14 protein-coding genes and 6 pseudogenes are annotated in these 22,258 nt (G+C 66.5%); 7 read left to right on the top strand and 13 right to left on the bottom strand.

Annotated features, from left to right (window positions below):
* The first annotated feature begins 88 nt into the window (after positions 1-88).
* Positions 89-735, top strand: a pseudogene (locus AOK11_RS16970) (dihydrofolate reductase family protein).
* A gap of 360 nt (positions 736-1,095) precedes the next feature.
* On the opposite strand, the gene sbnA reads toward AOK11_RS16970, so the two are convergent.
* The 5 genes from sbnA to AOK11_RS16945 form a co-directional block, all read right to left on the bottom strand.
* Positions 1,096-2,148 (bottom strand): 2,3-diaminopropionate biosynthesis protein SbnA, encoded by a 1,053-nt coding sequence (sbnA, locus tag AOK11_RS16965; protein WP_055594563.1) that lies wholly within the window; start codon positions 2,146-2,148, stop codon positions 1,096-1,098.
* 41 nt (positions 2,149-2,189) lie between these two features.
* Positions 2,190-3,257: a 2,3-diaminopropionate biosynthesis protein SbnB gene (sbnB, locus tag AOK11_RS16960; protein ID WP_055594562.1), complete on the bottom strand. Its 1,068-nt coding sequence runs from the start codon at positions 3,255-3,257 to the stop codon at positions 2,190-2,192.
* The gene (locus tag AOK11_RS16955; RefSeq protein WP_055594561.1) at positions 3,254-4,261 is read right to left on the bottom strand and encodes a TauD/TfdA family dioxygenase; all 1,008 of its coding nucleotides are present in this window, start codon (positions 4,259-4,261) and stop codon (positions 3,254-3,256) included. Before AOK11_RS16955 ends, sbnB begins: the two co-directional genes overlap by 4 nt.
* A gap of 36 nt (positions 4,262-4,297) precedes the next feature.
* The gene (locus AOK11_RS16950; RefSeq protein ID WP_055594560.1) at positions 4,298-7,588 is read right to left on the bottom strand and encodes a non-ribosomal peptide synthetase; all 3,291 of its coding nucleotides are present in this window, start codon (positions 7,586-7,588) and stop codon (positions 4,298-4,300) included.
* Between the two features lie 133 nt (positions 7,589-7,721).
* Positions 7,722-10,292 carry a Pls/PosA family non-ribosomal peptide synthetase gene (locus AOK11_RS16945; RefSeq protein ID WP_055594559.1) on the bottom strand — a complete coding sequence of 857 codons (2,571 nt, stop codon included), beginning with the start codon at positions 10,290-10,292 and terminating at the stop codon, positions 7,722-7,724.
* 258 nt (positions 10,293-10,550) lie between these two features.
* Here AOK11_RS16945 and AOK11_RS16940 point away from each other — a divergent pair, with 258 nt between their 5' ends.
* Entirely contained in the window at positions 10,551-10,856 is a 306-nt protein-coding gene (locus AOK11_RS16940; RefSeq protein WP_157869383.1) for a hypothetical protein, read from the top strand.
* Here AOK11_RS16940 and AOK11_RS42895 read toward each other — a convergent pair.
* Together AOK11_RS42895 and AOK11_RS46415 are read right to left on the bottom strand one after the other, a co-directional pair.
* Complete coding sequence (locus AOK11_RS42895; protein ID WP_055594557.1) at positions 10,853-11,221, bottom strand: hypothetical protein; 369 nt, start codon at positions 11,219-11,221, stop codon at positions 10,853-10,855. The genes AOK11_RS16940 and AOK11_RS42895 overlap by 4 nt on opposite strands.
* A 688-nt stretch (positions 11,222-11,909) precedes the next feature.
* A pseudogene (locus AOK11_RS46415) lies at positions 11,910-12,149 on the bottom strand (IS5/IS1182 family transposase); the annotation flags it as partial.
* A gap of 232 nt (positions 12,150-12,381) precedes the next feature.
* Here AOK11_RS46415 and AOK11_RS16925 point away from each other — a divergent pair.
* Positions 12,382-13,086 carry a S1 family peptidase gene (locus AOK11_RS16925; RefSeq protein ID WP_107098605.1) on the top strand — a complete coding sequence of 235 codons (705 nt, stop codon included), beginning with the start codon at positions 12,382-12,384 and terminating at the stop codon, positions 13,084-13,086.
* Positions 13,087-13,116: 30 nt separating this feature from the next.
* Here the strand turns inward: AOK11_RS16925 and AOK11_RS16920 are convergent.
* Positions 13,117-13,724: pseudogene (locus AOK11_RS16920) on the bottom strand (transposase family protein); the annotation flags it as partial.
* A 46-nt stretch (positions 13,725-13,770) separates the two neighbouring features.
* On the opposite strand from AOK11_RS16920, the gene AOK11_RS16915 reads away from it, so the two are divergent.
* Positions 13,771-14,088, top strand: coding sequence for a DUF6221 family protein (locus AOK11_RS16915; protein WP_055594555.1), 318 nt, complete (start codon positions 13,771-13,773; stop codon positions 14,086-14,088).
* A gap of 232 nt (positions 14,089-14,320) precedes the next feature.
* Here the strand turns inward: AOK11_RS16915 and AOK11_RS16910 are convergent, their stop codons facing one another.
* Positions 14,321-16,822: an MGH1-like glycoside hydrolase domain-containing protein gene (locus AOK11_RS16910; RefSeq protein WP_206188865.1), complete on the bottom strand. Its 2,502-nt coding sequence runs from the start codon at positions 16,820-16,822 to the stop codon at positions 14,321-14,323.
* Positions 16,823-17,869: 1,047 nt separating this feature from the next.
* On the opposite strand from AOK11_RS16910, the pseudogene AOK11_RS16905 reads away from it, so the two are divergent.
* A pseudogene (locus tag AOK11_RS16905) lies at positions 17,870-18,368 on the top strand (IS5 family transposase); the annotation flags it as partial.
* Here the strand turns inward: AOK11_RS16905 and AOK11_RS46760 are convergent.
* From AOK11_RS46760 to AOK11_RS40035, 3 genes and pseudogenes are all read right to left on the bottom strand, one after another.
* Positions 18,369-18,575 (bottom strand): hypothetical protein, encoded by a 207-nt coding sequence (locus tag AOK11_RS46760; protein WP_420902996.1) that lies wholly within the window; start codon positions 18,573-18,575, stop codon positions 18,369-18,371. It lies immediately after the preceding pseudogene.
* Positions 18,576-18,752: 177 nt separating this feature from the next.
* Complete coding sequence (locus tag AOK11_RS16895; protein ID WP_079034899.1) at positions 18,753-19,394, bottom strand: NADPH-dependent F420 reductase; 642 nt, start codon at positions 19,392-19,394, stop codon at positions 18,753-18,755.
* Positions 19,395-19,556: 162 nt separating this feature from the next.
* Positions 19,557-19,745, bottom strand: a pseudogene (locus AOK11_RS40035) (IS110 family transposase); the annotation flags it as partial.
* A 299-nt stretch (positions 19,746-20,044) separates the two neighbouring features.
* Here AOK11_RS40035 and AOK11_RS16885 point away from each other — a divergent pair.
* Positions 20,045-20,797, top strand: coding sequence for a helix-turn-helix transcriptional regulator (locus AOK11_RS16885; protein ID WP_055594551.1), 753 nt, complete (start codon positions 20,045-20,047; stop codon positions 20,795-20,797).
* Positions 20,798-21,025: 228 nt separating this feature from the next.
* Positions 21,026-21,535 carry a DoxX family protein gene (locus AOK11_RS16880; RefSeq protein ID WP_055594550.1) on the top strand — a complete coding sequence of 170 codons (510 nt, stop codon included), beginning with the start codon at positions 21,026-21,028 and terminating at the stop codon, positions 21,533-21,535.
* Positions 21,536-21,685: 150 nt separating this feature from the next.
* Here AOK11_RS16880 and AOK11_RS42890 read toward each other — a convergent pair.
* Positions 21,686-21,895, bottom strand: a pseudogene (locus tag AOK11_RS42890) (integrase core domain-containing protein); the annotation flags it as partial.
* Positions 21,896-22,258 lie beyond the last annotated feature (363 nt).

Genomic DNA, 22,258 nt, shown 5'->3' with positions numbered 1-22,258 from the left:
CTGGGCGGCCGACGGCACCTTCGACGGGCTCCTGAAGGAAGCCCGTGAAGCCATCGCCCGCCTTGTAGGTTCCTAGGAGTCGCCAGCCATGTCACTCGCCCGCGTCCACAACTTCTCCGTCTCGCTCGACGGCTTCGGCACCGGTGAGGGGCAGAGCCGTGACGCGCCGTTCGGCCACGCCGGCGAAAGGCTGCACGAGTGGATGTTCGCCACCCGATGGTGGCACGAGACGATCGGCCGGCCCGGCGGGACCGGCGGCCTCGACGACGCCTTCGCGAGGCAGTTCACGCCCGGGATCGGCGCCGAGATCATGGGCGCCGGGAAGTTCGGCCACCCCGGATGGCACAAGGACCCGGAGTGGAAGGGGTGGTGGGGGCCCAACCCGCCATTCCACACACCGACCTTCATCCTCACCCATCACCCGCGCCCGTCGATCGAGATGGAGGGCGGCACGACATTCCACTTCCTCGACGCTTCGCCCGCCAAGGCGCTCGAGACGGCCCGCGAGGCCGCGGACGGCCAGGACGTACGCATCGGCGGAGGACCCACCGTGTCCGCGGCTTCCTTGCCGCCGGGCTCATCGACCACATGCACATCGTGGTGGTCCCGATCCTGCTCGGCCGAGGCGTACGCCTCTGGGACGGACTGGAGGGCCTCGAAAAGGACTATGAGGCCGAGGCCACCTCCTCGCCCGGCGGAGTCACGCATGTGACGTTCACCCGTATGGGTCTCTGAACCGCTCACGCTCACCGGCCATGAGCACGCACGGCTTCGACGGCGCCCATCTGATCCCCTTTGTTCGAGTTGGTGGAGCAGTCGCGCGAAAACGGTGCCTACCGGCCCCTGCCCGCCCCGAAGGCATCGAGCAGCCCGGCTACCGACGACGCACCGCTGAAGCGCCGGCCCGCCAGCCCGTCGATCAGCTGATCGACCACGTTCTCACTGGTCATCGATGCATCCTCCTCGATCGGGAGGTGCACCGAACGATTTACCGTCCCGCGCCGCTCGGCCAGGTGACATGGGACCGCGCGGTTGCGGTGCCCCTGAGCGGGCAGAACACCTAACGCTTCCCGGTCTTGGTGCCGACGGTGTTCGTTACCGCCGCCGTTGCCGGTTTGCGGGCGGGTCTGGTGGGAGGCTCCCTTGGAGTGTGGGAACGGGGCCGGCTGCCCAAGGACCGTCAGCCGTTTCATCGGAGTCGAGCAGGTTCTCGCCGTAGAGATCGTGCAGCCAATTGGATTGGTAAACGGTGTCGAGATAGCGCTCGCCGAGATCCGGGGCGATGGCCACCGCGGTGAGTTCACGCGTGTCGTGGTCGTGCAGCCAACGCATCGCGCCGCTGACGACCGTGCCGGTGGAGCCGCCGAAGAGGAATCCGCGTTTGGCCAGACGATGGCACGTGCGGATGGTGTCCGTCTCCTCGACGCGTATCACCTCGTCCACGTAGGACTCGTCGAGGAGGGGCGGAGGCATGCTCATGCCGAGCCCGGGTATCATGCGGCGGCCCGGCGTACCACCGAAGGTCACCGAACCGACGCTGTCCACTGCGACGATCCGTACCGGCCGGTGCCATTGGCGGAAGTAGCGTGCGCAGCCCATCAGAGTTCCGGTGGTGCCGGCGCCGACGAACAGTACGTCCAGATGCGGGAAGTGCTGGGCGATCTCCGGCGCTGTCTTGCGGTAGTGCGCCTTCCAGTTGTTCGGATTGGTGTACTGACTGAGCCACACGTACCGGTCATCGGAATCGCACAGCGCACGGACGTAGTCGATCCGTGCGCCCAGGAAGCCGCTTTTGGCGTCCAAGCTGGCGATGGTGTGCACCCGGCTGCCCAGTGCCTCCATCAGGAGTCTGGTCGACAGGTTGCAGCGGGAGTCCGTCACGCACAGGAACCGGTAGCCCTTGCTCGCCGCGATCATGCTCAGCGCTACGCCGAGGTTGCCGGACGAGGACTCGACCAGGATCGAATCCGGCTTGAGGTCTCCGTCTCGCTCGGCGGTCTCCACCATCTCGGTCGCGGCCTTCAACTTGATCGAGCCGGCGAAGTTGAATCCCTCACACTTCAGGAACAGGGAGTGCCCGAAGATGGGCTCGAGGTCGACATAGAGCTGGGACTCGTTGAAGGCGTAGGGAACGGATATGACGGGCACGACGGCCTCCTCCTCATCTGCAGCAGGGCGCTCTCGGACGGTTATCCGTAGCGGCGCAGTTCGTGGAAGAAGTCGTCGACGACGTGCAGTTTTCCTGAGCGGACCGTTTCGTCGTAGACGTACTTGCCGACCGCGAGGTCGAGCACCCCGAGGCCGAAGGGTGAAAACACCACCGGTCGGTCCGCCGGCACTGTCACCCGCCCGGCCATCACGTCGTCCAACGTGCCCTGCAGGAAGTCCCGGTTGCCCGTGAGTTGCTCGGCCAGATGCGGCGAGGTGTCAGCCTTCAGACAGTGCTCGACGTCATCCACGATGTTGGCCGAGGCGAGAACGATCTCCGGCGCGAGGTCGCGCAGGGACACGTGCAGAACCACAGGATTGTGCGAGAACCACGTAGGGTCGCTGACGTGCGGCTCACTGGCGACGGTGGCGAAGACCACCAGGTCGCTGTCACGGATCAGCTCCTCGGCGCTGTGGTGCACCGTGATCCGGCCGGTGGTGCCCGACTGCTCGAGGTAGCGGCGGAACCCTGCCGCGCTGTCGGCGGACAGGTCGTGTACGCCTATCTCGTCGAACGACCAGCCGTTGCCGGCCAGGAACGTGTGGATGTAGCGGGCGATCAGGCCCGTCCCGAAGAACCCGACGCGCGTGGGCCGTGGCCGGTCCCGGCTGAGCCGATCCGCGGCCAACACCGCGGACGCAGCCGTCCTGGTGGCGCTGATGATGGAACTCTCCAGACAGGCGAACGGGTAACCGGTCTCCTGGTCGTTGAGGATCAGCACGGCGGACGCTCTCGGGATGCCGGCTTGAACGTTCTCCGGAAAACTGGAGATCCACTTTACGCCGTCCACTCGTACGTGCCCGCCGATCGAGGCCGGCAGCGCGATGATCCGGGAGGTCGGGCGGTCGGGGAAGCGCAGGAAGTACGACGGTGGGTTCACCGAGTCACCGGCGCCGTGCAGCCGGTAGGTGGACTCGGCCAACTCGACGATCTGCTTCTCGCGCCCATCCAGCACCTGCTGGACCTGGGCACCGGAGATCACCGCGAAGGGTCGCACGGTGTGCGGTTCGCTTGTTGCGGAAGCCGTCACGGTGGGGACGCTGGTCATCGGGCGGTCACCTCGAAAGTCGGCGAGCAGTCGGACAGTCGCACCGGGTCGGCCATCGCGACGAGCACGTCGCGCGGTCCCTCGAAGGGCTCCCGGCTGTGCGCGGTGCGTAGGTTGTCGACGATCATCAGATCGCCGGGCTGCCACGGCTCGCGTGCGGTGTTGGCCTCGTAGATCTTGTTGAGCAGTTGCACCACGTCCTCGCCGATCGGGTCGCCGCTTCCGAAACGGGTGTTGAACGGCAGCCCGTCGGCGCCGTAGACCTCGACGAGGTACTCGCGGACCTCGGGGGCCAGTGTCCATTCGTTGAGGAACGCGACCTGATTGAACCAGCAGCGCAGCCCGTTGACCGGATGACGTATCACGGCGTTGCGGCGCTGCCTGGTGCGCAGGGCCCCGTCGGGTTGCCATGCGAACTCGATCGCGTTGGCTCGGCAGTAACTCTCGACAGCGTCCCGCTCATCGGTGCCGAACGCCTCGCTGAGGGACGACCCGATCTCGTCGTTGTAGCTTCGGGTGAGCAGCCAACCCTCCCGCTCGAACCGCTCGGTCAACGCGGTGGGCAGTTCCTCGAGCACGGTCGCCGCGTCGGCCACTCCGGTCGCCCCGCCCTGGTGGGGCGCAGTGAGGCAGGCGAACAGCATCAGGCCGGGGACCTCGAGCGCGTAGCTCTGTTCATGATGCATGCACATCGGCTGGCTCGGCGGCCACTGCGCCGAGGAGTACACACCGTCGGCATAGGTCCGCCGGGGTGCGAAGGCCTCCCTCTCGGCCATCAGCCTGGTGCTCAGCTGCTCGAAGACGGCACTGGCCCCGGCCACATCGTGCAGTCCGAGGCCGCGGATCAGGACGCAGCCGTGCTCGGCGACGACGGCGCGCAGCGCCTCTCGGTGCTCGGCTGTCCAGCGCGGCGCGTCGCTGGTGATCTCGGCCCGCAATACCGGAGGTCGGCCGGATCGGATTTCGACCTCGTCGAGCAGCGACGCCGGGTACATGGAGGACATCCTGATTTCCTTTCAGTGTGCAGCTGTGTGTGCCGCTCAGGAAGCAGGCAGTAGTTCGGCGGTGCGCAGCACGGTCCGCGCTGTCTCGGACGGACGGCTGCGCAGGAAGTAGTGGCCGCCCTCGGCGAGTTCCTGCAGGTCGACGTGGACCGAAAGGAGCTCCCAGTCGCGGTGGCGGCGAGGGTGATCAGCCGTGATCGGATCGTCGGTGGCGACGACCACGGTGACCGGCACGGACAACTTCACCGCCGGGGGAGTGTCCAGGAGATCTGCGAAATAGCGGTGTGCGGACACGCAGTCGTGCCGGTAGGCCGCACCGATGTGCTCGGCGCGCTGCGCATCCAGCTCATGGAGCTCGGCGTAGCCGCTGTCCGCGCTCAGCTTCGCGGCGATCTCGGCGTCGCTCAACCCGGTCAGCTCAGCGACGGCGTCGCGCCGGTCAGCGGCATTGCCGAGCAACTGCGCTCCGATGAAGACCCGTTGGGCTCCCACCCCGTGATCTTCCAGCTGCCTGGCCGTCTCCACGGCGAAAGCCGCTCCCGACGAGTGCCCCCACAACAGGACTCCACGCAGGCCACCTTCGGTGATCTCGGCGACGACCCGAGCCACCACATCTGCCATCGACGCGAAAAGCTCGCTCTCGGCGGCCACGTCATGACCGGGCAGCTCAACGGCGTAGACCGCGATCCCACTGCCCTGCAGCGCCTTGGCCATCGGCTGGAAGTTCACCGCGTTGCCGCCGGCGTAGGGGAAGCACACCAGGGCAGCGGTCGGCGCACCGTCCGGTTCGCACAGCGACTGAAGCAGCCCGGAACGCCGATCGGACCTGCCGTCGACCAGCGCGGCCAGATCGGCGAGGACCGGATGCCGGGTCACGTCCTTGAGCGACACCGCGCGGTCCAGGCTGATCACCAGCTGTACAGCTGACAGCGATGTGCCGCCTCGGTCGAAGAAATGGGCCCGTCCATCGATCTGATCCTGCGGGATGCCGAGCACCTCCGCCCAAGCGGCCGCCAGCCGCTGCTCGGTCGGCGTCCCCGGCACGCGGGTGTCCTTTTCGTCGTCTTCGACGACGTCCGGTTCTTCCACGAGTGCTGCCAGTGCCCTCTTGTCGGTCTTGCCGTTGGCGGTCAGCGGCAGCCTTTCCCGCCAGTGGAAGGCCGACGGCACCATGTACTCCGGCAGCGACTCACCCAGCCGGTCCCGCAGGTCCTCGACGGGAAGCGACGTCGGGCCGGAACAGAAGGCCACAAGGTGCTTGCTCCGGTCGGGTCGCTCGACGACCACCACCGCACCGTCGCGGACGCCGGGGACCTGCAGCAGGGTGTTCTCGATCTCGCCGATCTCGATCCTGAAACCACGGATCTTGACCTGGGTGTCGCGACGTCCGAGGAACTCCAGCTTGCCCTCGGGCAGCCAGCGGCCGTGGTCGCCACTGCGGTAGAGCCGGGCTCCCTCGCGGTGCGGATCGGGCATGAAGGCCTGCTTGGTGCGGTCGGGGTCGTTGACGTATCCACGGCCGACGCAGACGCCGGAGAAGACGATCTCGCCGGGGGCGCCGAGTGGCACCGGTGACAGGTGCTCGTCGACGACGTAGACGTGCACATTGCTGACGGGGGGACCGAGTGGGACCCGTTCGCGGTCCGGTACCCGGTCCAGGACCTCGTGGTTGGTGTCGTCGCAGGTCTCGGTCAAGCCGTAGGCGTTGACCAACTTGATGCCGGGCTTGGCCGCGAACCAGCGCTGCGTGAGCTCCTTCTTCAACGCCTCACCGGTGACGGACACGCACCGCAGGCCGGGCAGCTCGCGCGGGTGCTGCTCCAGGTACGTCAGGACGACTTCGAGGTACGACGGCACGACCTGGAGCACGGCGGCCCGACCGCGGGCGATCCTGTCGACGAACCGCTGGACGTCCAGGACCACCTCCTGCTCGACCAGCAGGGTCTGCCCACCCACCAGGAGGGCGGACAACAGTTGCCACAGCGAAATGTCGAAGCACTGCGGGGCGGTCTGGGCGACCACCTGTCCCTCGCCGACGTCGAGCTCCAGGTCCTCGATCTTGGCGTAGAGGTGGTTGAGCATGCCCGCGTGCTCGCACATCGCGCCCTTGGGCTCTCCAGTGGAGCCGGAGGTGAAGTAGATGTAGGCGAGTTGGTCCGGCGCGACGGCGATGCCCAGGTCGTCGTCGCGATCGCCCTCGTCGTACGCCGTGCCGATGAAGAGCTTCCGGACTCCTGGTAGCGATTCCAGGGCCTGGTCGAGCGATTCGGTGCTTCCGGGTTCGGTGAGCACGAGCCCGCACTCGGCACGGGAGAGCACGGCCGCGATGCGATCGGCCGGGAAGCGCGGCTCAGCGGGCAGGTACACACCTCCGGCCTTGAAGACCGCGAGGACGGCGGCCATCCAGTCCAGGTTTCTCTCGGTCACCACCGCGACGACACCTTCGCGTCGCAGCCCTCGCGCCAACAGGGCTCGTGCCAGCTGATTGGCACGACTGTTGAGCTCCTGGTAGGTCCACTCCCGGTCGCCGTGCACGGCCGCGACGGCATTCGGGTGCAGCCTCACTCGCTGTTCGAACAGTTCGTGCATCCGGGCGTCCGGCAGGGTACGGCGCGGTCCGGACAGTCCTTCGAGCTGGAACCGGAGTTCCTCGTCGGAGAGCAGGCTCTGCCGCGCGTGCTCGGCATCCGGATCCGCTGCGATGAGCGCGAGCGCGGTGAGGTGGTACCCGGTGATCCTGGCGGCGTAGTCCGCGTCGAGTACGTCGGTCCGGTACCGCAATCGCAGCGTGGGTCGGCCCTTGGGCTCCGAGAATGCCATCCACAGCACGGTGTCTCCGGCGAGACCGTCGGCGACGTCCGTCGAGCAGGGACCGAAGGCCGGATTCGGATCGAGGACGGTCTCGACCGACGGTTCGGTGAGGTCCAACTCGCGCCTGAGTTCGTCGACCGGAAAGTCCTTGTGCGACAGCAGTTCCGACGCGACGCGATGGGTGTCGACCAGGAGCGCCCGCCATGATGTCGGTGCGGTCGTCAGCCGGCAGGGCAACGGTTGGCCGCCCTCCTCTGCGACGTAGCCGGTCGTGACCTCGTGCTCGCCCGACAGCGCGGAGAGTACCTTGGCGTGCGCGGCCAACATCACGGAGTCGAGAGGCATCGTGAGATCCTTCGCCAACCGGCGCAAGGCGTTCATGATGTCGTCCGAGACCGTGGCCTCGTGCTCGTCAACGCCCGTCATCGGGCGGAGCGTCCACCGAGGGATCGTGGTGGATCCGCCGGTGACGAGCACACCGCGCCAGAATTCCTGGTCCTCCACTCGCGTTGCCATCGATCAGTCCCTCTCCACTCGCCGTGGCCACCCTGTCTGTCGCCGCCGAGCAGACCGGCTCCTCTGCAGTCGTTGCTGTCGGCAGACCGGGCTGTCCGGCCGGTCGAGCCGGCCTGGCCAAGGTGGTCCTGTGCTACCCCTGCCGCGCCGATGCCGACGGCTGACCGGGGGCATCGCTCATCTCCGTGGCTGGGTTGCCACCCCACCGCGCGTTCTGCGGGACTTCCTCGCCCTTCATGAGGAAGGAGTCGGGTGCGAGTACTGAGCCGTCACCCATCGTCACTCCGTAGTGGACGTGGGAGCCGACACCGATGGTGCATCCGTTTCCTATCGTGCTGCGGTCGGACTTGAAGGTGCCGTCCTCCTGAGAGTGGCATTGGACCTTGCTCCCCGCATTGAGGGTGCAGTCGTTCCCGATGGTGGTGAGCATCCGCTCCGTCAGATAGCAGCCATCGTCAAAGATCCTGCTGCCCAGCCGGACACCCAGGAGCCGCCAGATCACGTTCTTGAAGGGGGTGCCGTTGAAGATGTTGAGGTACTCGTCAGGAACCTTCCACAGACGCTCGTGCCACCAGAAATACGGGTCGTAGATGGAGCACACCTGCGGTCGCAGCCCGCGGAAAGCCACGATGGCACGCTCCACCAGCACGAAATAGAGGGGGGCGAATGCCAGGGTGACCACCAGGAGTGCCGCGATCGCCGCATATCCGAAGGAGCCGTACAGTTCAACATCCGCGAGGGCGAGTACCGTGATGACGAAGAAGAAGAACCACCGTACGAGCAGGAAGAGGACCATCGACCGGATGTTGAAGCGGTTCTTGGCGGCGAGGTTGCGGCGCAACTCGGCCCCGGCCCGCATGTGGTCGAACCGCAAGTCGCGCTCCACCGACCGGGGAATCTCGAAGCACGGCGAGCCAAGCAGACCCACCCCTTCGCGTACCTCGCCATCGAGTGGAACCATCACCTTGGTTGCGAGGAGACAGTTGTCGCCCGTCTTCGCTCCAGACGGATACACGATGTTGTTCCCGAGAAAATTGTGCCGCCCGATCGACGCACGGGACACCCGGAAAGACGTGCTCGAAAAGTCGGCATTGACGATCGACAGGCCGTCAGCGATCATCGTACCGCTGCCGACAGAGCACAGATACGGGGTCTCGTGCTGTACCTCCGTGCCGAAGTTGGACCCGGTTTGCTCCACCTGGGACAGGTCGTATCCAAGGCCACGCAGATAGTGGACGATGTAGGAGCTGTCGCCGAAGAGCCATGTGAAGAACTTCACGTTGGTGATGCGTGCGATCGCCCGGTGCATTGAGTAATGAAAGCCGTACAGCGAATATACCTTGCCCGGCTTGACAAACAAATTCAACAGGCGCGGCACGGTGAACAGGACAACGATGCTCACGACGACGAAACTGAAGAACAGAATGCAGGACAAGAGCAGCGCGTCGACATAGAGCTCAGACGACACGAGTCCTGCCCCGCCCGGTCCCAGTCGCTCGTTCAGCGACGGGACTTCCGTCAACAGTATGTACAGGCCCCCGACGGCCAACGGCACGGAGAGAAAGAACAGCTGGCCCACCGTGGCGAGGCCGAAGCCGACCCGCCGCAAAGTGCCGCACCTGGCGGGCGGGATCCGCACGTAGTCGAGCTCGGTGCGCTGAGCCGGAGATCCGTGCCACCGCTGGTCGCCGGGGACCGCCTGGTTGCTGTGCAGTGATGACGCATGACCGAGTTGCGCTCCGTCGCCCATCGATGTGGCAACGTCGAGCACGGTCTTCTCACCGATGAAAACATTCCGGCCAAGGGTGACCGGGCCCGTTTGAATACGGCCGGCGTGCGCCCGGTAGCAAAGGAAGAACGACTCCTTGCGGATCACTGTGCCGGCGCCGATCGTGAGCAGGTCGGTGCAGACCGGAACGTTGCGCGAGAGGATCGTGACACCCGTGCCGATGCGTGCGCCGAGTGCCCGCAGGTAGAGCACATACAGGGGATTGCCGACGAAGAAGACCATCGGGTTGGCATGGAGCAGCACCTTGACGGTCCAGAAGCGCAGATAAGTCAGACCCCAGACCGGGAACGAGCGTTCTTTCCACTGGCCGATAAGGATCCATTTGGCCACGATCGGGAAAGTGCACATGCCGACGAAGCCGGCGCCGCCGAAGATGACCGATCGCAGGTAAATATCCGCCACATTCGAGCCGACGGATATCCAAGCATAACCGCGTGCGGCGAGAATTGCAGCGATGAAAGAATATCCTAGGAAAAGCAGGAACTGTAGCGTTCCGCAGAGGATGTACTGCAGCGTATCGATTGGATTCACGGCCTCCGAGGATGCTGGGTCCGGCGGGCTGACGGGGGCGGGTGTGGCGGCGATACCGGTTCCGGCGTCGGTGAGCGCCGCCGCCAGGCTGCGGATCGTCCGGTAACGGTAGATATCCTTTATCGACACCGACGGCAGATCCGCCCGCTTCCTGACACGTGCACAGAATTGCGCCATCACCAATGAGTTGGCGCCGAGGTCATCGAAGAAATTACTGTCGACCGGCACCTGCTCGACACACAGGACGCCGGCGAGTATCTCGGCGAGATCTTTTTCCGCGTCTGTCGACGAGCTGTTTTCTTTCGATGGGCTGTGCGTCCTGTGTTCGGTTGCTCCAGATTCATCCGGCACGGTCGTCAGGGACTCGGCAGACTTCTCCAGCATGCAAGCTCCTTGAGTACTCACGGAACCATCACGCTCTGGCCTCTGTTGTCCACCGGCGGGGCCCCTCGACTCGATCGCGGTGGCGCGACACGAGGAGTCGTCGATGCCGGAGGAATCGGTTGCCACAGCCTCGATGCCGGGTATGCAGAGCAGGTTCGTGTTACTGAGATGGAACTCGGGGTGTCGTTTCTTTGCTCGGCTCGGATTCACCGAATGGGTTCCTGAGGTACCGTTCGTCGTTCTGTGGGTCCCGGTGCGGTGACCGAGATCGCCCGGATCGAGAAGCGACGCCACGAACACGCGGCGGTAAGTGGTGAGGACCCCCATCGGATTCAGGTCCTGATCTTGTGCAACGTTGAGGTGGGGGCGGAGAAAGCCCGACTCCTCGAACGGCTGTGGCATTCCGGAGGGGGTGTGCCGGCACTGCCGGTCCTCTCCGGCCCCGGACCGCCGGCAAGTACGCGGGAAACGCACGGCGAGGTGCTTCTCGACTACCGTCTGCGCATCAACGGCGAGGCGGGCTGTGGCGGAATGACTCTGTCGCGGCCCGCGAAGCGGACCTAGCTGCGGCAGTACCGGTTGAACGCCTGGCGGTACGCAACGTCGTACCCGGACCTGTATCCGTCGCGGTAGCCGCTTCGGTAGTCACGGTTGCCCTGACGGGTCCGGTCGTCGTAGTTGTCGCGGTAGTCGCAGTGGCGACCGTCCCTGCGCCCGTCGCGGAGCCCGTCGCGGAGCCCGTTGCGGACGCCGCGCCGGTAGTCGGCGATTGAGGTGGGCGCCAGAGCCTGGCCGGCCTCCGGTGCCACTGCGGTCGGGGTCTGGGGAACGGCGGCGGAGGCTTGCGAGACCGTGGTCAGTGGGAGCGCAAAGGCGGTTGCGAAGACGAGCGGACTCACGAGTGAGACCGCGATCCTCTGTGCACGCATGACGATCTCCTTCCGGTAGTGAGGCTTTGGGGAAATTTGACTGCACTACCGAGGCGATGGGAGAAGCCGGGTGTTTGCTGCAGACGACGCTGCGCGAAGGGGAAGGTGGTCGCGTACCGGTAGTCACCTCGTGTTCACTGTGCCCTCTACGCAAGAGCGGGGTTTGCTCATGACGCGGCCTTCATTCCTTGGTACCTCACTTTCGCGTGCTTGTCCTGTTTTCGACAACACGTTTGGGTGTGAGTGAGTGGCGGGATGGCAGCGGATGGGCATCAGCGGAATCGCGACATGTATGTCCTGGTAGTGAGGGTGGGGCGGGGTAGGGTCTGTCGTGCTCGCGGTCGGCTCGAAGCTTCTGGTACGGGTTCAACACCCCAAGTCGGTGGTGGTGAGCAGTTCGTGACGGGCAGTGTATGTACGTGCAGGCGCGGGTTCCGGTGATCAGGGAATGTCGAATTCGCTGGTCACCGCAACGGAAGACCGTGCCTGCTGCGCCGTCATCACCCATCCTTGTCGGTCTGGGCCGACTCGCGGGCTGTGATCCGGCCCGCCCCGATGAACTGCCCGGCCTTTTGGCCCGACTGTCCCGACTGCCCGATCCGCGCCGCCGGGGTCGCCGTCACCCGCTGTGAAGCATCGCTTCCACGCCAGCAGTTCTGTGTCACCTTTGTGGCACTGACTGATCGTTTCAGGGTGAGGTGCGGAGTCGCCGCAAGCAGACGATGCTGCAGGCGAGTCGGAGCAGGCCGAGGTGGAGGTCGGCGCGTATCTCGTCGAGGGTCCGCAGTCGTTTGAACCGGTGGAGCCCGGCGGAGGTGCGCTCGACGGCCCAGCGGGTCTTGCCCGGGCCGGAGCCGTGGGCGGTGCCCTTGCGGGCGCTCTTCGGCGTGATGCCGCGATCCCGGAGGAGGCGGCGGGCCATGACGTGGATCATCGCCCAGTGGACGCGGGGAGGCGGAGGAGCCGGGTGGTGTTCGTAGTCGCGGACCATGCGCCGGTGCAGTATCAGGACCCCGTACGTCTGCTCGACCCTCCACCGGATGGGCTGCGGGACAAACCCTTGTCCACGCGCCCTGTGGTTGGCGGTTTTCGGCCTGACCATCCGAGTCCGGGAGACACACAATGGCAGGTCCATGTCATAGGAGGCCGCCGTGAGTCCCATGCGTTCCGAAAGACCCCTCCGAACCGTCGTCCGGGCCGTCGTCGTACTGGCACTGCTCTTCGGCTGGTCCGCCGCCATCGGATCGGCCGCCCATGCCGGGGAGCGAGCGGGGCAACAGGCAGCCGTCGCGGTGCGCGGGGGCGACACCCTCTACAGCACCGGCACCCGCTGCACCGTGGGCTTCAACGCCCGCTCCGGCTCCGCGCTGTACGCGCTCGTTTCGGGCCGGTGCGCCCAGGGCGCCCGTACCTGGTACGCCGATGCCGCCCTGACCGTCGCCGTCGGCGTCACTGCGGGAGTGAGTTTCCCGGGCAACGACTACGCGAGCGTCAGGTACACCAATACGGCGGTCGCCTACCCGGGCGAGGTCTCGCTGGGCGCCGACGCCGGCACCCGCGACATCACCAATGCGGCGAATCCCGTCGTCGGCCAATCGATATGCCACGTCGGGCGGACCACCGGATACCGCTGCGGGACCGTCCAAGCCGTGAACGTCACCATCAACTACGGTGGGGGAACCGTATACGGACTTTTCCGGTCCACCATCTGCTCCGAGCCCGGAGACACCGGCGGTCCGGCTTTCTCGGGCGGCACGGCTATCGGCATCATCGTCGGCAGCAGCGGGAACTGCAGCTCGGGAGGCTTCACCTACTACCAACCGGTGGCCGAATGGCTGTCGGCGTACGGCCTGAGCGTCTACTGAGGCGGCCGGGCCGACCGGGCGCGCGAAGCTCCAGTCGGGCAGGTCTTCGCCCTTGCGACGGCGGTGGGGCATGAGGGGGCCGGTGTCGGGGATCTGCCGTCGGCGATCGTGATGGTCTTGCCGACGGCTGCTCTGGCACCGCATTCCTCCCACGCCTTGCAGTCGTGGCGGTTGCCGGGCAGGGGCCGGCCCACGACGACGACCATGCGGGTATCGGCATCGATGACGACCTGATGGTCGGTCGAGTAACTGTGGCGAGCTCAAGTGGTCAACGCACCACCCACGGATGATCATGTCGTGGGAACCAAGGTGCCATCCACAATGAGCGACGGTGTCCTTACGGAACCGTTGGCGGGGCCGGAGCGCGAGAAGTGGTCCGAGGCGGTCGATGATGCGGTCCACGGCCGACTTGGAGACTCGAACAGCGGGGCGAGTTGCCGCAGCGTCAAGTTCGTCCGTCAGTAGGCCACCACCAGAAGCACCCGGTCCTCCAGCGGCAGACCCCACAGCCGGCCCTTGCGCATAGCGTCCGCACCCTCACACTTCAGCGCGGACACCAACTTGCCGAACAGGCGGGGACTCAGCCCGGTGAACGGGGCCATCCAGAACGGCTCCGACGCCGTGATCACACCAGCCACCACAAGATCGTTCCAGGGTGCTCGGCACAACATCGAGAATGTTCCTATGAATGAAGACCTGGTGAGGTTCCTCGAGGCACGACTGGATGAGGAAGCCGACTTGGCCCGGCGCTGCAACGGCGACGGATGCGGGGAGTGGTCTGCTCACGGACACACGGTCGACTTCTGCCAGGTCGACCTCTCCGGTTTTCATCCCACGATTGCCCTGCATGTGGCTCTGCACGACCCGGCCCGCGTCCTGCGCGAGATCGAGGCCAAGCGACGCATCCTGGCCCGACACGCCCGCGACCCCTGGCCGTGCCACGACTTGCGTGACCTTGCCTCGCCCTACACCGGCCACCCTGACTTCCCCGCACGAGCCTGAGGCAGCGCAGCACACAAGCAGAGCATTCGGACGAAGCTGCATGCTTGAACCGATCCCTGCTCACTGAAGACCCTCTACGGGAACCGCCTTCACCGCCTCTGACGCGACTGCCAAGACGCTGTGGTTCCATTCACGAATTTCCGGTTCTGGCTCGCTTTCCGTGAAGCGGTCACACCCTTCCCTGTCGGCCCGGGGGCCCGCGCCGTACGGCGACAGTGCTGTGGTGGTTGCGTCAGTCGGCTTGTGCTCGGGCGACGATGCTGGTGACGAATTGCTCTGCCTTCTTGCCCCGGGACCGGACCAGCAGGCGTAAGGGCTGCGGCAGTTGGTGGGCCAGGTCGGTGGGAGCTGTCACCAGCCAGCGTGTGTGCAACGTCTTTCCCGCCCGGAGGGTGGTGGGGTGGATTGTGTGTTGGGGGAGGGCTTTCCAGTTGTCGGGTACGAGTAGTTGTGGGCCGACGACTGTGGTGGTTGTTGCTGTGATGGTGGTGGTGACCTTCACGGCTCTGCCCGGCTCTACGGGGACGAGGCCGTTGGGTGGTGTCTCGATGGTGAGGGTGAGCCGGGGGTCTTCTGTGCGCCATGACTGCCAGGCGGCAACTCCCACGGCGCCGCCTGAGGTGCGTATGGCGGTGAGTCTGAGGGCGGTGGTGGTGACGGCCCTCTCCAGGAGGATCCGGTTGAGGGTCCCTGGCCGGGGGGTTTGCGGGGTGCGGTGTTGGCCGGGCAGGGGATGCCATCTGCCGTCCTGGCCGAGGCATTGGAGTTCGTAGGAGTCGGGGGTGCGGACTCCGCCGCCGTCGTCGTAGAAGGAGATCCGCAGGTCCGATACGGGTGTGGGTACGCCGAAGTCCACGCCGAGCCAGTCGCTGGCATTGGAGCTGTCGTAGTTGGTCCACCGCGATGACGGTGTGTCGAGGTGGAGGTCCTGTCCGTCGATGGCCTTGGCCGGGCTGTCGAGGGGGAACGTGTACGAGGCACGCGCGAGGGGATGGCCCTTCTGTTCGACGTTTGCCAGGTCGTCGACCTCGTGGGGCAGGGTGTGCTGCCCGGTCTTGCCTATGGTGAGCTTCACCGGCTTCAGGTCGGCCTGCCGGTGTATTTGCCGGCCGTTCAGCCAGACGCTCAGGCCGGCTCCGTGTCCGTAGTGCCGGCCGCTGCGGTCGAAGAACACGCTGAGGTTGTGTCCGTGGTAAGGGAGGTTCTCCACGGCGAAGTGATCCCATTCGAGCGGTACCAGTGGCGCAACGGCAACGGTGGCATCGGGCTGGGAACGGATCCCGAGCAGCCCGGACAGGACCAGGTCGTTGAAGGTGGAGTGGTTGTAGTCCTCACTGTGCCCGCGGCCGTCGTAGATCCAGCGGTCCTCGTCGGGGTGGTGCGCCTCGGCAACATACGGCTTGCCGTCTTTGCGATGGGTCAGGGCGTAGGCGCGGAGCACGGCGTAGTAGTCGGTGCGGTCGACGTGGGACTGGGCGGGGTAGTCGACGAGGAGGTTGGCCAGGGCGGTGAGCGTCTGGCTGGTGGCGAACGGCCAGCTCGGACCGTTCCAGCGGCAGCAGCCTTCGAGTGCCTGATACATGAACCACGGGCTGCGCCGCTCGACCGTGGTGGGACCAAAAGGCGCAGAAAACCCCTCGGGATCGCGTAGTTGGGCCCATGCCGCCGCGTTGTCCGCCGGCGCCATGTGGAAGTACCACGGCAGGAAGCCGATCTGCTCGCGGTCGGCGATCCTGCGCCGCTCGGGATTCTTGTCACGCATGACGTGCTTGTAGAACTGATCTTCCTCGTCCCACAGCCGGCGCTCCTGATGCACCTGCAGAGCACGGGCACGCTCGTCGTAGCGGTCGGCCTTCGCCTCGTCGCCTCTGTGGCCGCGGCACCGCAGGAGCGCGGCAATCGCCTTGGCATCACCGTACTGGTAGGCATTGAGAGTGGGGCGGAATCCCTCACCACCGTGGTACGGGTCGTCGCTCTGGTAGGAGCTTGCGGTGTACTCCATCGCGTCCCACACCGGTGTCTGCCAGTAGAGACCGACTTCGTCGTCGAACTGCGGAGCCCATCGCCTCCACTGACGCTCCAGCCCGTCCAGCAGACCCAGGGCATGCTCCCATCTGCCGTCGGTCGACGCGCGGGCCACGACGGCATCAGCGATCCAGAAGGAGTACTGGTGTGCCCAGTCGGTGGTGTTCTTGTTGAGGAAGTCCGTGGCCGGTTTGGGTCCTGAGCCGCTGCCGCGCAGCCAGTAGCCGATGTAGTCGTCGAGGTAGCGGTGGTCGCGCAGCCAGCGCGCCTCGCGGATGTGGTGAGCGGCTGCGGCATTGATCCCGCCATGCGGCGCGGAGTAGCCGACCGGACCCAGAAACTCCGAGAGAATCCACCCTTCCTGGGGCCCGGTGTACTTCAGGGCATGCTTGATCACGCGCCACCGGTAGTAGTAGGTGTCCCGGATCGCGGCGTCGGGCAGGTCGACGAAGGGGATGTTCGTCTCGTACCACTCGGCTTCCGGCAGGTCTCCCAGCAGTGACCGGTGGTCCAGGAAGGCTGTTCCGGGGCCCACCGCCGGATACAACGGAGACGCGATCGACCGCTTGCCGGCTGCGGGCGCCTCGCCTGGATGGCTGCCCGGTGCACTCGCGCGTGCGGTCGCGCCGGGCGGCACCGCACCGCTCAGGGCTACCGCGCCCATGGCCGCAGCGCCGCTGTGGAGAAGCCGCCGACGATCGAGGGCCATGCGAGTACTCCTTCTGCGAGAACAAGTGGACAGGGCTGCCCGTGCGTCTGACGGACAGTGCCTGACAGCGTTGTCCGCCGGAGGTTGCCGGCTCAGACTGCCATGAGTCGGGTCCACAGCTGAAGAGTTTGTGCAACGTTAGAAAGACAGATCCTGTACCCGGCCGGTGCCCTCACCAAGCGACCGTACGGCTTGGGCGCCGGGCTGCTGCCGTACGTCCTCGGCACGGTGCCGGCCGCACCGGGGCCCGCCGGGCAGGTCGCGGCCCTCGGCGCGACGCTGGAACACATCGCGGCGAACGAGGCTCCGCCGAACTGGCCGTCACCAGGTGGCCAAGATCAATCGAACCGTGGGGTGCCCGCGATGCTCGCCGAGACTGAGGCTCTTGACAGGGCCAAGGCGTTCCTGTCGGAGCAGAGCCCGAGGGCGACATCTCACGCGGTAGGTATCGCCGAGGACGCCACCGTGGTCGATGGCGGCCGCCTGATCGCTGTCCGGGACACCAGGGAAATTCCTCGACAAGGACAACGCATGACGCGGCTCGGAGGGAACCTGCCCGTGGCAGTCGATCTCAGCACCGGAGTCTGCTCTTTCACCTGTGCCGTTCGGGAACTCGTTGCTGCTGGTCATGCTGCATATCGGTACTCGTTGATGACGCCGTCGAGCGCTCGGGTGCGTCGGAGCCGGTGAGCGGTCAGGCCGGTCACGGGCGCCGCATGCTCCTGAGCAAGGGGAGGAAGCCGCCCTCGAGCCTGGTGCGGACGATGCCGGTTGGTGGTGGCGGGCGTGGGCGTCGAGGATGTGCCGGGCACGGGTCTCGTTCCGGATCAGCAGATGGTCCAGGGCTTCGCGCGGCAGGGTTTTGATGCCCCGTTCGCGGTGGGTGTTCATCCGAGGAGCCCGCGGCGCGGTCCTGACGACCTCGATCCCCTCGGCTGCGAAGGCCGCGTCGAAGGACACGGTGTACTTCGTGTCCCGGTCGCGGACCAGGAGGTGCGGCGAGTCGATGCGTACGCCCGACTCGACGGCGAGATTGCGGGCCTGCCGCACCGTCCTGATGAAGGGCTTGGCCGTTCCCGGGGTAGCCCGACCTCCAAGATTCGCCTCGCCGGGGGAGGGCGGCCGCCGCCCCTTGGCCCTGCTGATTACCCCTGGTCAGTGGGGCGACAGCCCGCAGTTGATCCCGGTCCTTGAACGTATCCGTGTCAAGCGTCCCAACGGCGGACATGCGCGCACCCGCCCCGACCACTCGGGTGGCGATAAGGAGTACAGCTTCCGCCGCAATCGCCGCTACCTGCGCAGACATCAGCTCAAGCACACCTTCCCCGAGCCGAAGGACCAGCAGGCCAATCGCCGACATCGGGGCAGCCGGGGAGGCGGGCCTGCAGGCTTCGACAAAGAGATGTACAAGCGTCGGAACGAGGTCGAGCGCACGATCAACCGGCTCAAGCACTCCCGGGCCGTGACCACGCGCTATGACGAGCACGCCTACGTCTTCCACGGCACCGTCACTGTTGCGTCGGTACGCCTCTGGCTCAGGTCGTGATCAGCCCGCTTCCAGAGCATCGGCCAGCTTCACCGTGCCAGCTGCGCTGTCGTCCCAGTCCGGGCCGTGCAGCCACAGGTTCTCGGCCGCCTCCCGCAGCAGCGCCGGATCGTCCGGCCGGTGCAAGAGCACCAGCGGGTAGGCCGGATTTCGGATCCAGACCGGCAGGTAGCCATCGACCAGGTGCGGGAAGAGACCGTGCAGCATGGCAAGGATCGAACCCGCGTCGGCAAAAGTCAGCTCCTCGACGAAGTAGTGCTCCCGGTGTTCGAGCTCGCACTCCGGCGTGGGTCGGTACTCGTCTCCATGGAGACACCAAGCGTGCTCCGTCAAGGTGCTGTGCAGGACCTGGAGCCTACGACGCCATGATCCGCCGGACAGACCCTAGGGGAGGAGGGCGATGGCGCTGGACCAGCCGAGGCCGAGCCGCTCCTGGCTGGCCATGTGAAGGAACTGGAACGCTTCGAGTTCCCGTGCCCGGCGCAGCGGTCCGACATCGAGGGGGCGCAGGCCGGCCGAGGTGACGACGGCGGCCACGGTCTCCCTGGCTGCATCGTCGTCACCTGCGATGAACACATCCAGGGGCCGGCCGGCCACCTCGCCGGAGGCCAGCGGGCCGGCGAAGGTGGTGTTGAAGGCCTTGACGACACGTGCGTCCGGTACGGCCGCTGCGATCTCCTCCGCTGCCGAGGTGCCGGGCGGTACGACCAGCGAGTCGAAGGTGCTGAAATCCACGGGATTGGAAATGTCGACCACGACTTTGCCGGACAGCGCGGCGCCGAGGGAGGCGGCCACTTCACGCCCGGCGGGATAGGGGAGGGCGAGCACCACGACATCCGCGGCTGCCGCGCCTTCCGCGTCGCTTGCCTGGACGTCTGCCCCGCTCATCGCATCGGACAGGGAAGCGGCTAGTTCTTCCGCCTTGCCCGGGTTGCGATCATGGAACCGGAGCGAGTGACCGCCCGACAACACCCGTGTACCGATGCCCCGGGCCATGTTCCCAGCCCCGACAATGCTGATGATCACTTGCGGTTCCCATCTGACGTGAGGTGTTTCCCTCACACCCTCACATCGGCGAGCGGGTCGTGCCAGTGCCCACCGCTGTCCGGGTCAGCACGGTCGACCCTGGAGGCCGGGACGACCAGCGCATGGTGATTCCGCCGTACGGCCATGAATGCGTAGTTCGGATTCGACGAGCCTGCGGCATCCGGCCTTGCGCAGTGAGGCCGGGGAACCGTATTGCTCCAGCAGCCAGGTGACGGCGGGGTGGTCCAGACGCGGCCCGAGGGCGCGTTCCAGGTCGGGGTGGAACTGGGTGAGCAGGCCGCGTATCCGGCTGCTGGCGCGGGTGGCCTCGGCAGCGAGGTCCCGGACGAAGGACTGGGTCAGGGAACCCGGAGGGTTGACGACGTGGGAAGCGATGTCGAACCCCGGGCTGGTCACCCGGGCACCGAGATCGGCACCGTGACCAGGATCGGGTGGAACGGGTGGCCGTACGGGCCGGCGAGCGAGGCGCTGACCGGACGCTTCGCCTGAAACTGTGCCTCATCAGCCATCGCAACCCCCTCTACTTTCACCAATGAAGATTGGACTTATTGAGGGAGGGCGTCAATACACGCAGGACAGAGGGCCACATGAACACTTGTGCTCACGCAGATGAGAGTTACCTTGGTCTTGTGGCTTCCGATCAGACAGCGCGGCCCGACGCGGTCGGCAGCGCCATAGACTCCGTCAGCGTCCTGAGCGAGTACTCACGGCGGCGCATGTTCACCTTCATCCGCCGTGCGGGCCGCGCCGTCACCCGCGACGAGGCCGCCGCCAGCGTCGGTATATCCCGCAAGCTCGCGGCCTTCCACCTCGACAAGCTCGTCGACGCCGGCCTGCTGAGCGCCCGGTACGAGACGCCCGGCGGGATACGCAAGGTCGGCAGACGGCCGAAGGTGTACGAGCCCACCGACGCCCAGATCACCGTGAGCATCCCCGACCGACGCCACGAACTCTTGGCGGACCTTCTCCTGGACGCCGTCCTGACCGAGGAGGCCGACGAAAACGCTGCGCAGGCGGCGGTGCGGACCGCCGAACAACGCGGCCGGCAGATGGGCGAAGCCGCGCGGGAGGAAATCCGTCCAGGGCGCCTGGGCCCCGAGCGGGGGCTGACCGCCTGTGAGTGGCTGCTGGACAGGTACGGCTACGAGCCTGTCCGAGAAGGCCCAACCCAGCTCCGGCTGCGCAACTGCCCGTTCCAACCGCTGGCCGCGAAGGCCCCCGACCTGGTGTGCAGCATGAACCAGGCCTTTCTCAGCGGCTACCTCACCGGCCTGCAGGTCAACGGGGTCCAGGCCGTCCTGGCCCCCGAGCCCGGCGAATGCTGCGTGCGACTGGGCCCGAACGACAACGATCGCGATGACCAGCTACTCCAGGACGACTGACGCGACACCGGCAGCTTGCCCCCGCGGGCCACCGCCCAGATCGACGCTGCCCGCAGCGAAAGGGTCGGATGAGGAGGGGGCGCGCCCGCGACACCACAGGGGGCTCATCCATCACCGGTGCTCGACGTCCGGTCGAGCTGGGGGAAACGCCCGTTCTGGCGTTCCAACCGGAGCATTGCCATGTTGATCAAAAGCATCCTGAACCCTCCTGCCTCTTCCACGAAACCGATGGCGCATCGCACCACCGCGCCCACGACGACCGCCGCCGACTTCGGCCTGCTGCTCATCAGGCTGACTTTTGGCCTCCTGATGGCCGCACACGGGGCTCAGAAAGTCTTCGGACTCTTCGAAGGCCAGGGCCTGACGGCGACCGGCAAGGGGTTCGCGGCCCTGGGCTACCACCCGGGAGAGCTCTTCGCCGTGATCGGGGGTATGTCCGAGTTGCTCGGTGGCCTCGGTCTGGCCCTCGGCCTGCTGACGCCGCTGGCGGCTGCCGCCCTGATCGGCGTCATGATCAATGCGATGGTCACGGTCACCGGCGCCCACGGCCTGTGGGAGACGGACGGCGGCGTGGAATACAACGTCTGTATCGCTGTCGTCGCGCTGGCCGTCGCTGCCATCGGTCCGGGCCGGCTGGCTGCCGACCGCCCATTCCGCTGGGGCAAGGGCGGCTGGAAAGAGGCAGCTTTCGCCCTCGGTCTGGGCGGCATCGCCGCCGCGATCACGCTCACCCTGTAGGCACAAAGCGCCCACCCGTGGCTCCCTCTGCGCGCCGTCGAGGGCCGTGCGCCAGGCGCTCCTGCGCTCGGCCATGCCGTTCCCGCTGAGTGAGCAGGCCACCGGGACACTGCGCCACTGAGGTTGCTTCCCGGGAGTGGACACCGGGTTCTATGCGACGAGTTGTAGCGTAGGTGACGTGATCATCTGCTGCTCGAACTCGATCGGGGTGAGGCAGCCGAGCGCGGAATGGCGGCGGCGCCGGTTGCAGTACGACAGCCAGCGGAAGATCTCCAGCCGTGCCTGTGCCTTCCAGACCCGGCGTCGTCCATGAACCAGTTCCCGCCGCAGGCTCTGGAAGAACGACTTTGCGAGAGCGTCAATGAGTGCGCGCACAGATCCGGAGACGTGCCGAGTTGCTCGAGGACGCGGCTTTCCAGCAGCGCCTGAGCCGGGGAGGCCGAGGGGGCGGGGGGCTGGTGCAAAGGCCGGGGCGCGGTCAGATGGCCCGCTGTACTCGGCGCAGTAGCGGCTTCCCGAGGCTTGCGGAGGTGCTCGCCCCAGGCAGCTGCCCCTGGGAGAGCACGTTCAGTTCTGTGCCCGTGCCTCGGCTCTCGGTGGTGCCTTCCAGCCCGGCAGCAGGAGAGTCGCACCCTCGCGCGCGTGGCACCCTCTCGGGCGCGACGGTGTCCCTCCCCCGAGGGGTGAGGACCGGGGGAGGGACACCGCGGGGTGGGCCTGTGG

Source organism: Streptomyces hirsutus (genome assembly GCF_001418415.1).
GTDB classification, from domain to species: Bacteria; Actinomycetota; Actinomycetes; order Streptomycetales; family Streptomycetaceae; genus Streptomyces; species Streptomyces hirsutus.
Note: the sequence above shows the minus strand (reverse complement) of the source record. Positions and strands in the feature narration are given on the sequence as shown.

Excerpts from the sequence above, each read along its gene's own strand:
- sbnB (WP_055594562.1), bottom strand. The coding sequence starts at position 3,257 with ATGACCAGCGTCCCCACCGTGACGGCTTCCGCAACAAGCGAACCGCAC.
- AOK11_RS16955 (WP_055594561.1), bottom strand. The coding sequence starts at position 4,261 with ATGTCCTCCATGTACCCGGCGTCGCTGCTCGACGAGGTCGAAATCCGA.
- AOK11_RS16950 (WP_055594560.1), bottom strand. The coding sequence starts at position 7,588 with ATGGCAACGCGAGTGGAGGACCAGGAATTCTGGCGCGGTGTGCTCGTC.
- AOK11_RS16945 (WP_055594559.1), bottom strand. The coding sequence starts at position 10,292 with ATGCTGGAGAAGTCTGCCGAGTCCCTGACGACCGTGCCGGATGAATCT.
- AOK11_RS42895 (WP_055594557.1), bottom strand. The coding sequence starts at position 11,221 with ATGCGTGCACAGAGGATCGCGGTCTCACTCGTGAGTCCGCTCGTCTTC.
- AOK11_RS16925 (WP_107098605.1), top strand. The coding sequence starts at position 12,382 with ATGCGTTCCGAAAGACCCCTCCGAACCGTCGTCCGGGCCGTCGTCGTA.
- AOK11_RS16915 (WP_055594555.1), top strand. The coding sequence starts at position 13,771 with ATGAATGAAGACCTGGTGAGGTTCCTCGAGGCACGACTGGATGAGGAA.
- AOK11_RS16910 (WP_206188865.1), bottom strand. The coding sequence starts at position 16,822 with ATGGCCCTCGATCGTCGGCGGCTTCTCCACAGCGGCGCTGCGGCCATG.
- AOK11_RS46760 (WP_420902996.1), bottom strand. The coding sequence starts at position 18,575 with ATGCTGCACGGTCTCTTCCCGCACCTGGTCGATGGCTACCTGCCGGTC.
- AOK11_RS16880 (WP_055594550.1), top strand. The coding sequence starts at position 21,026 with ATGGCGCATCGCACCACCGCGCCCACGACGACCGCCGCCGACTTCGGC.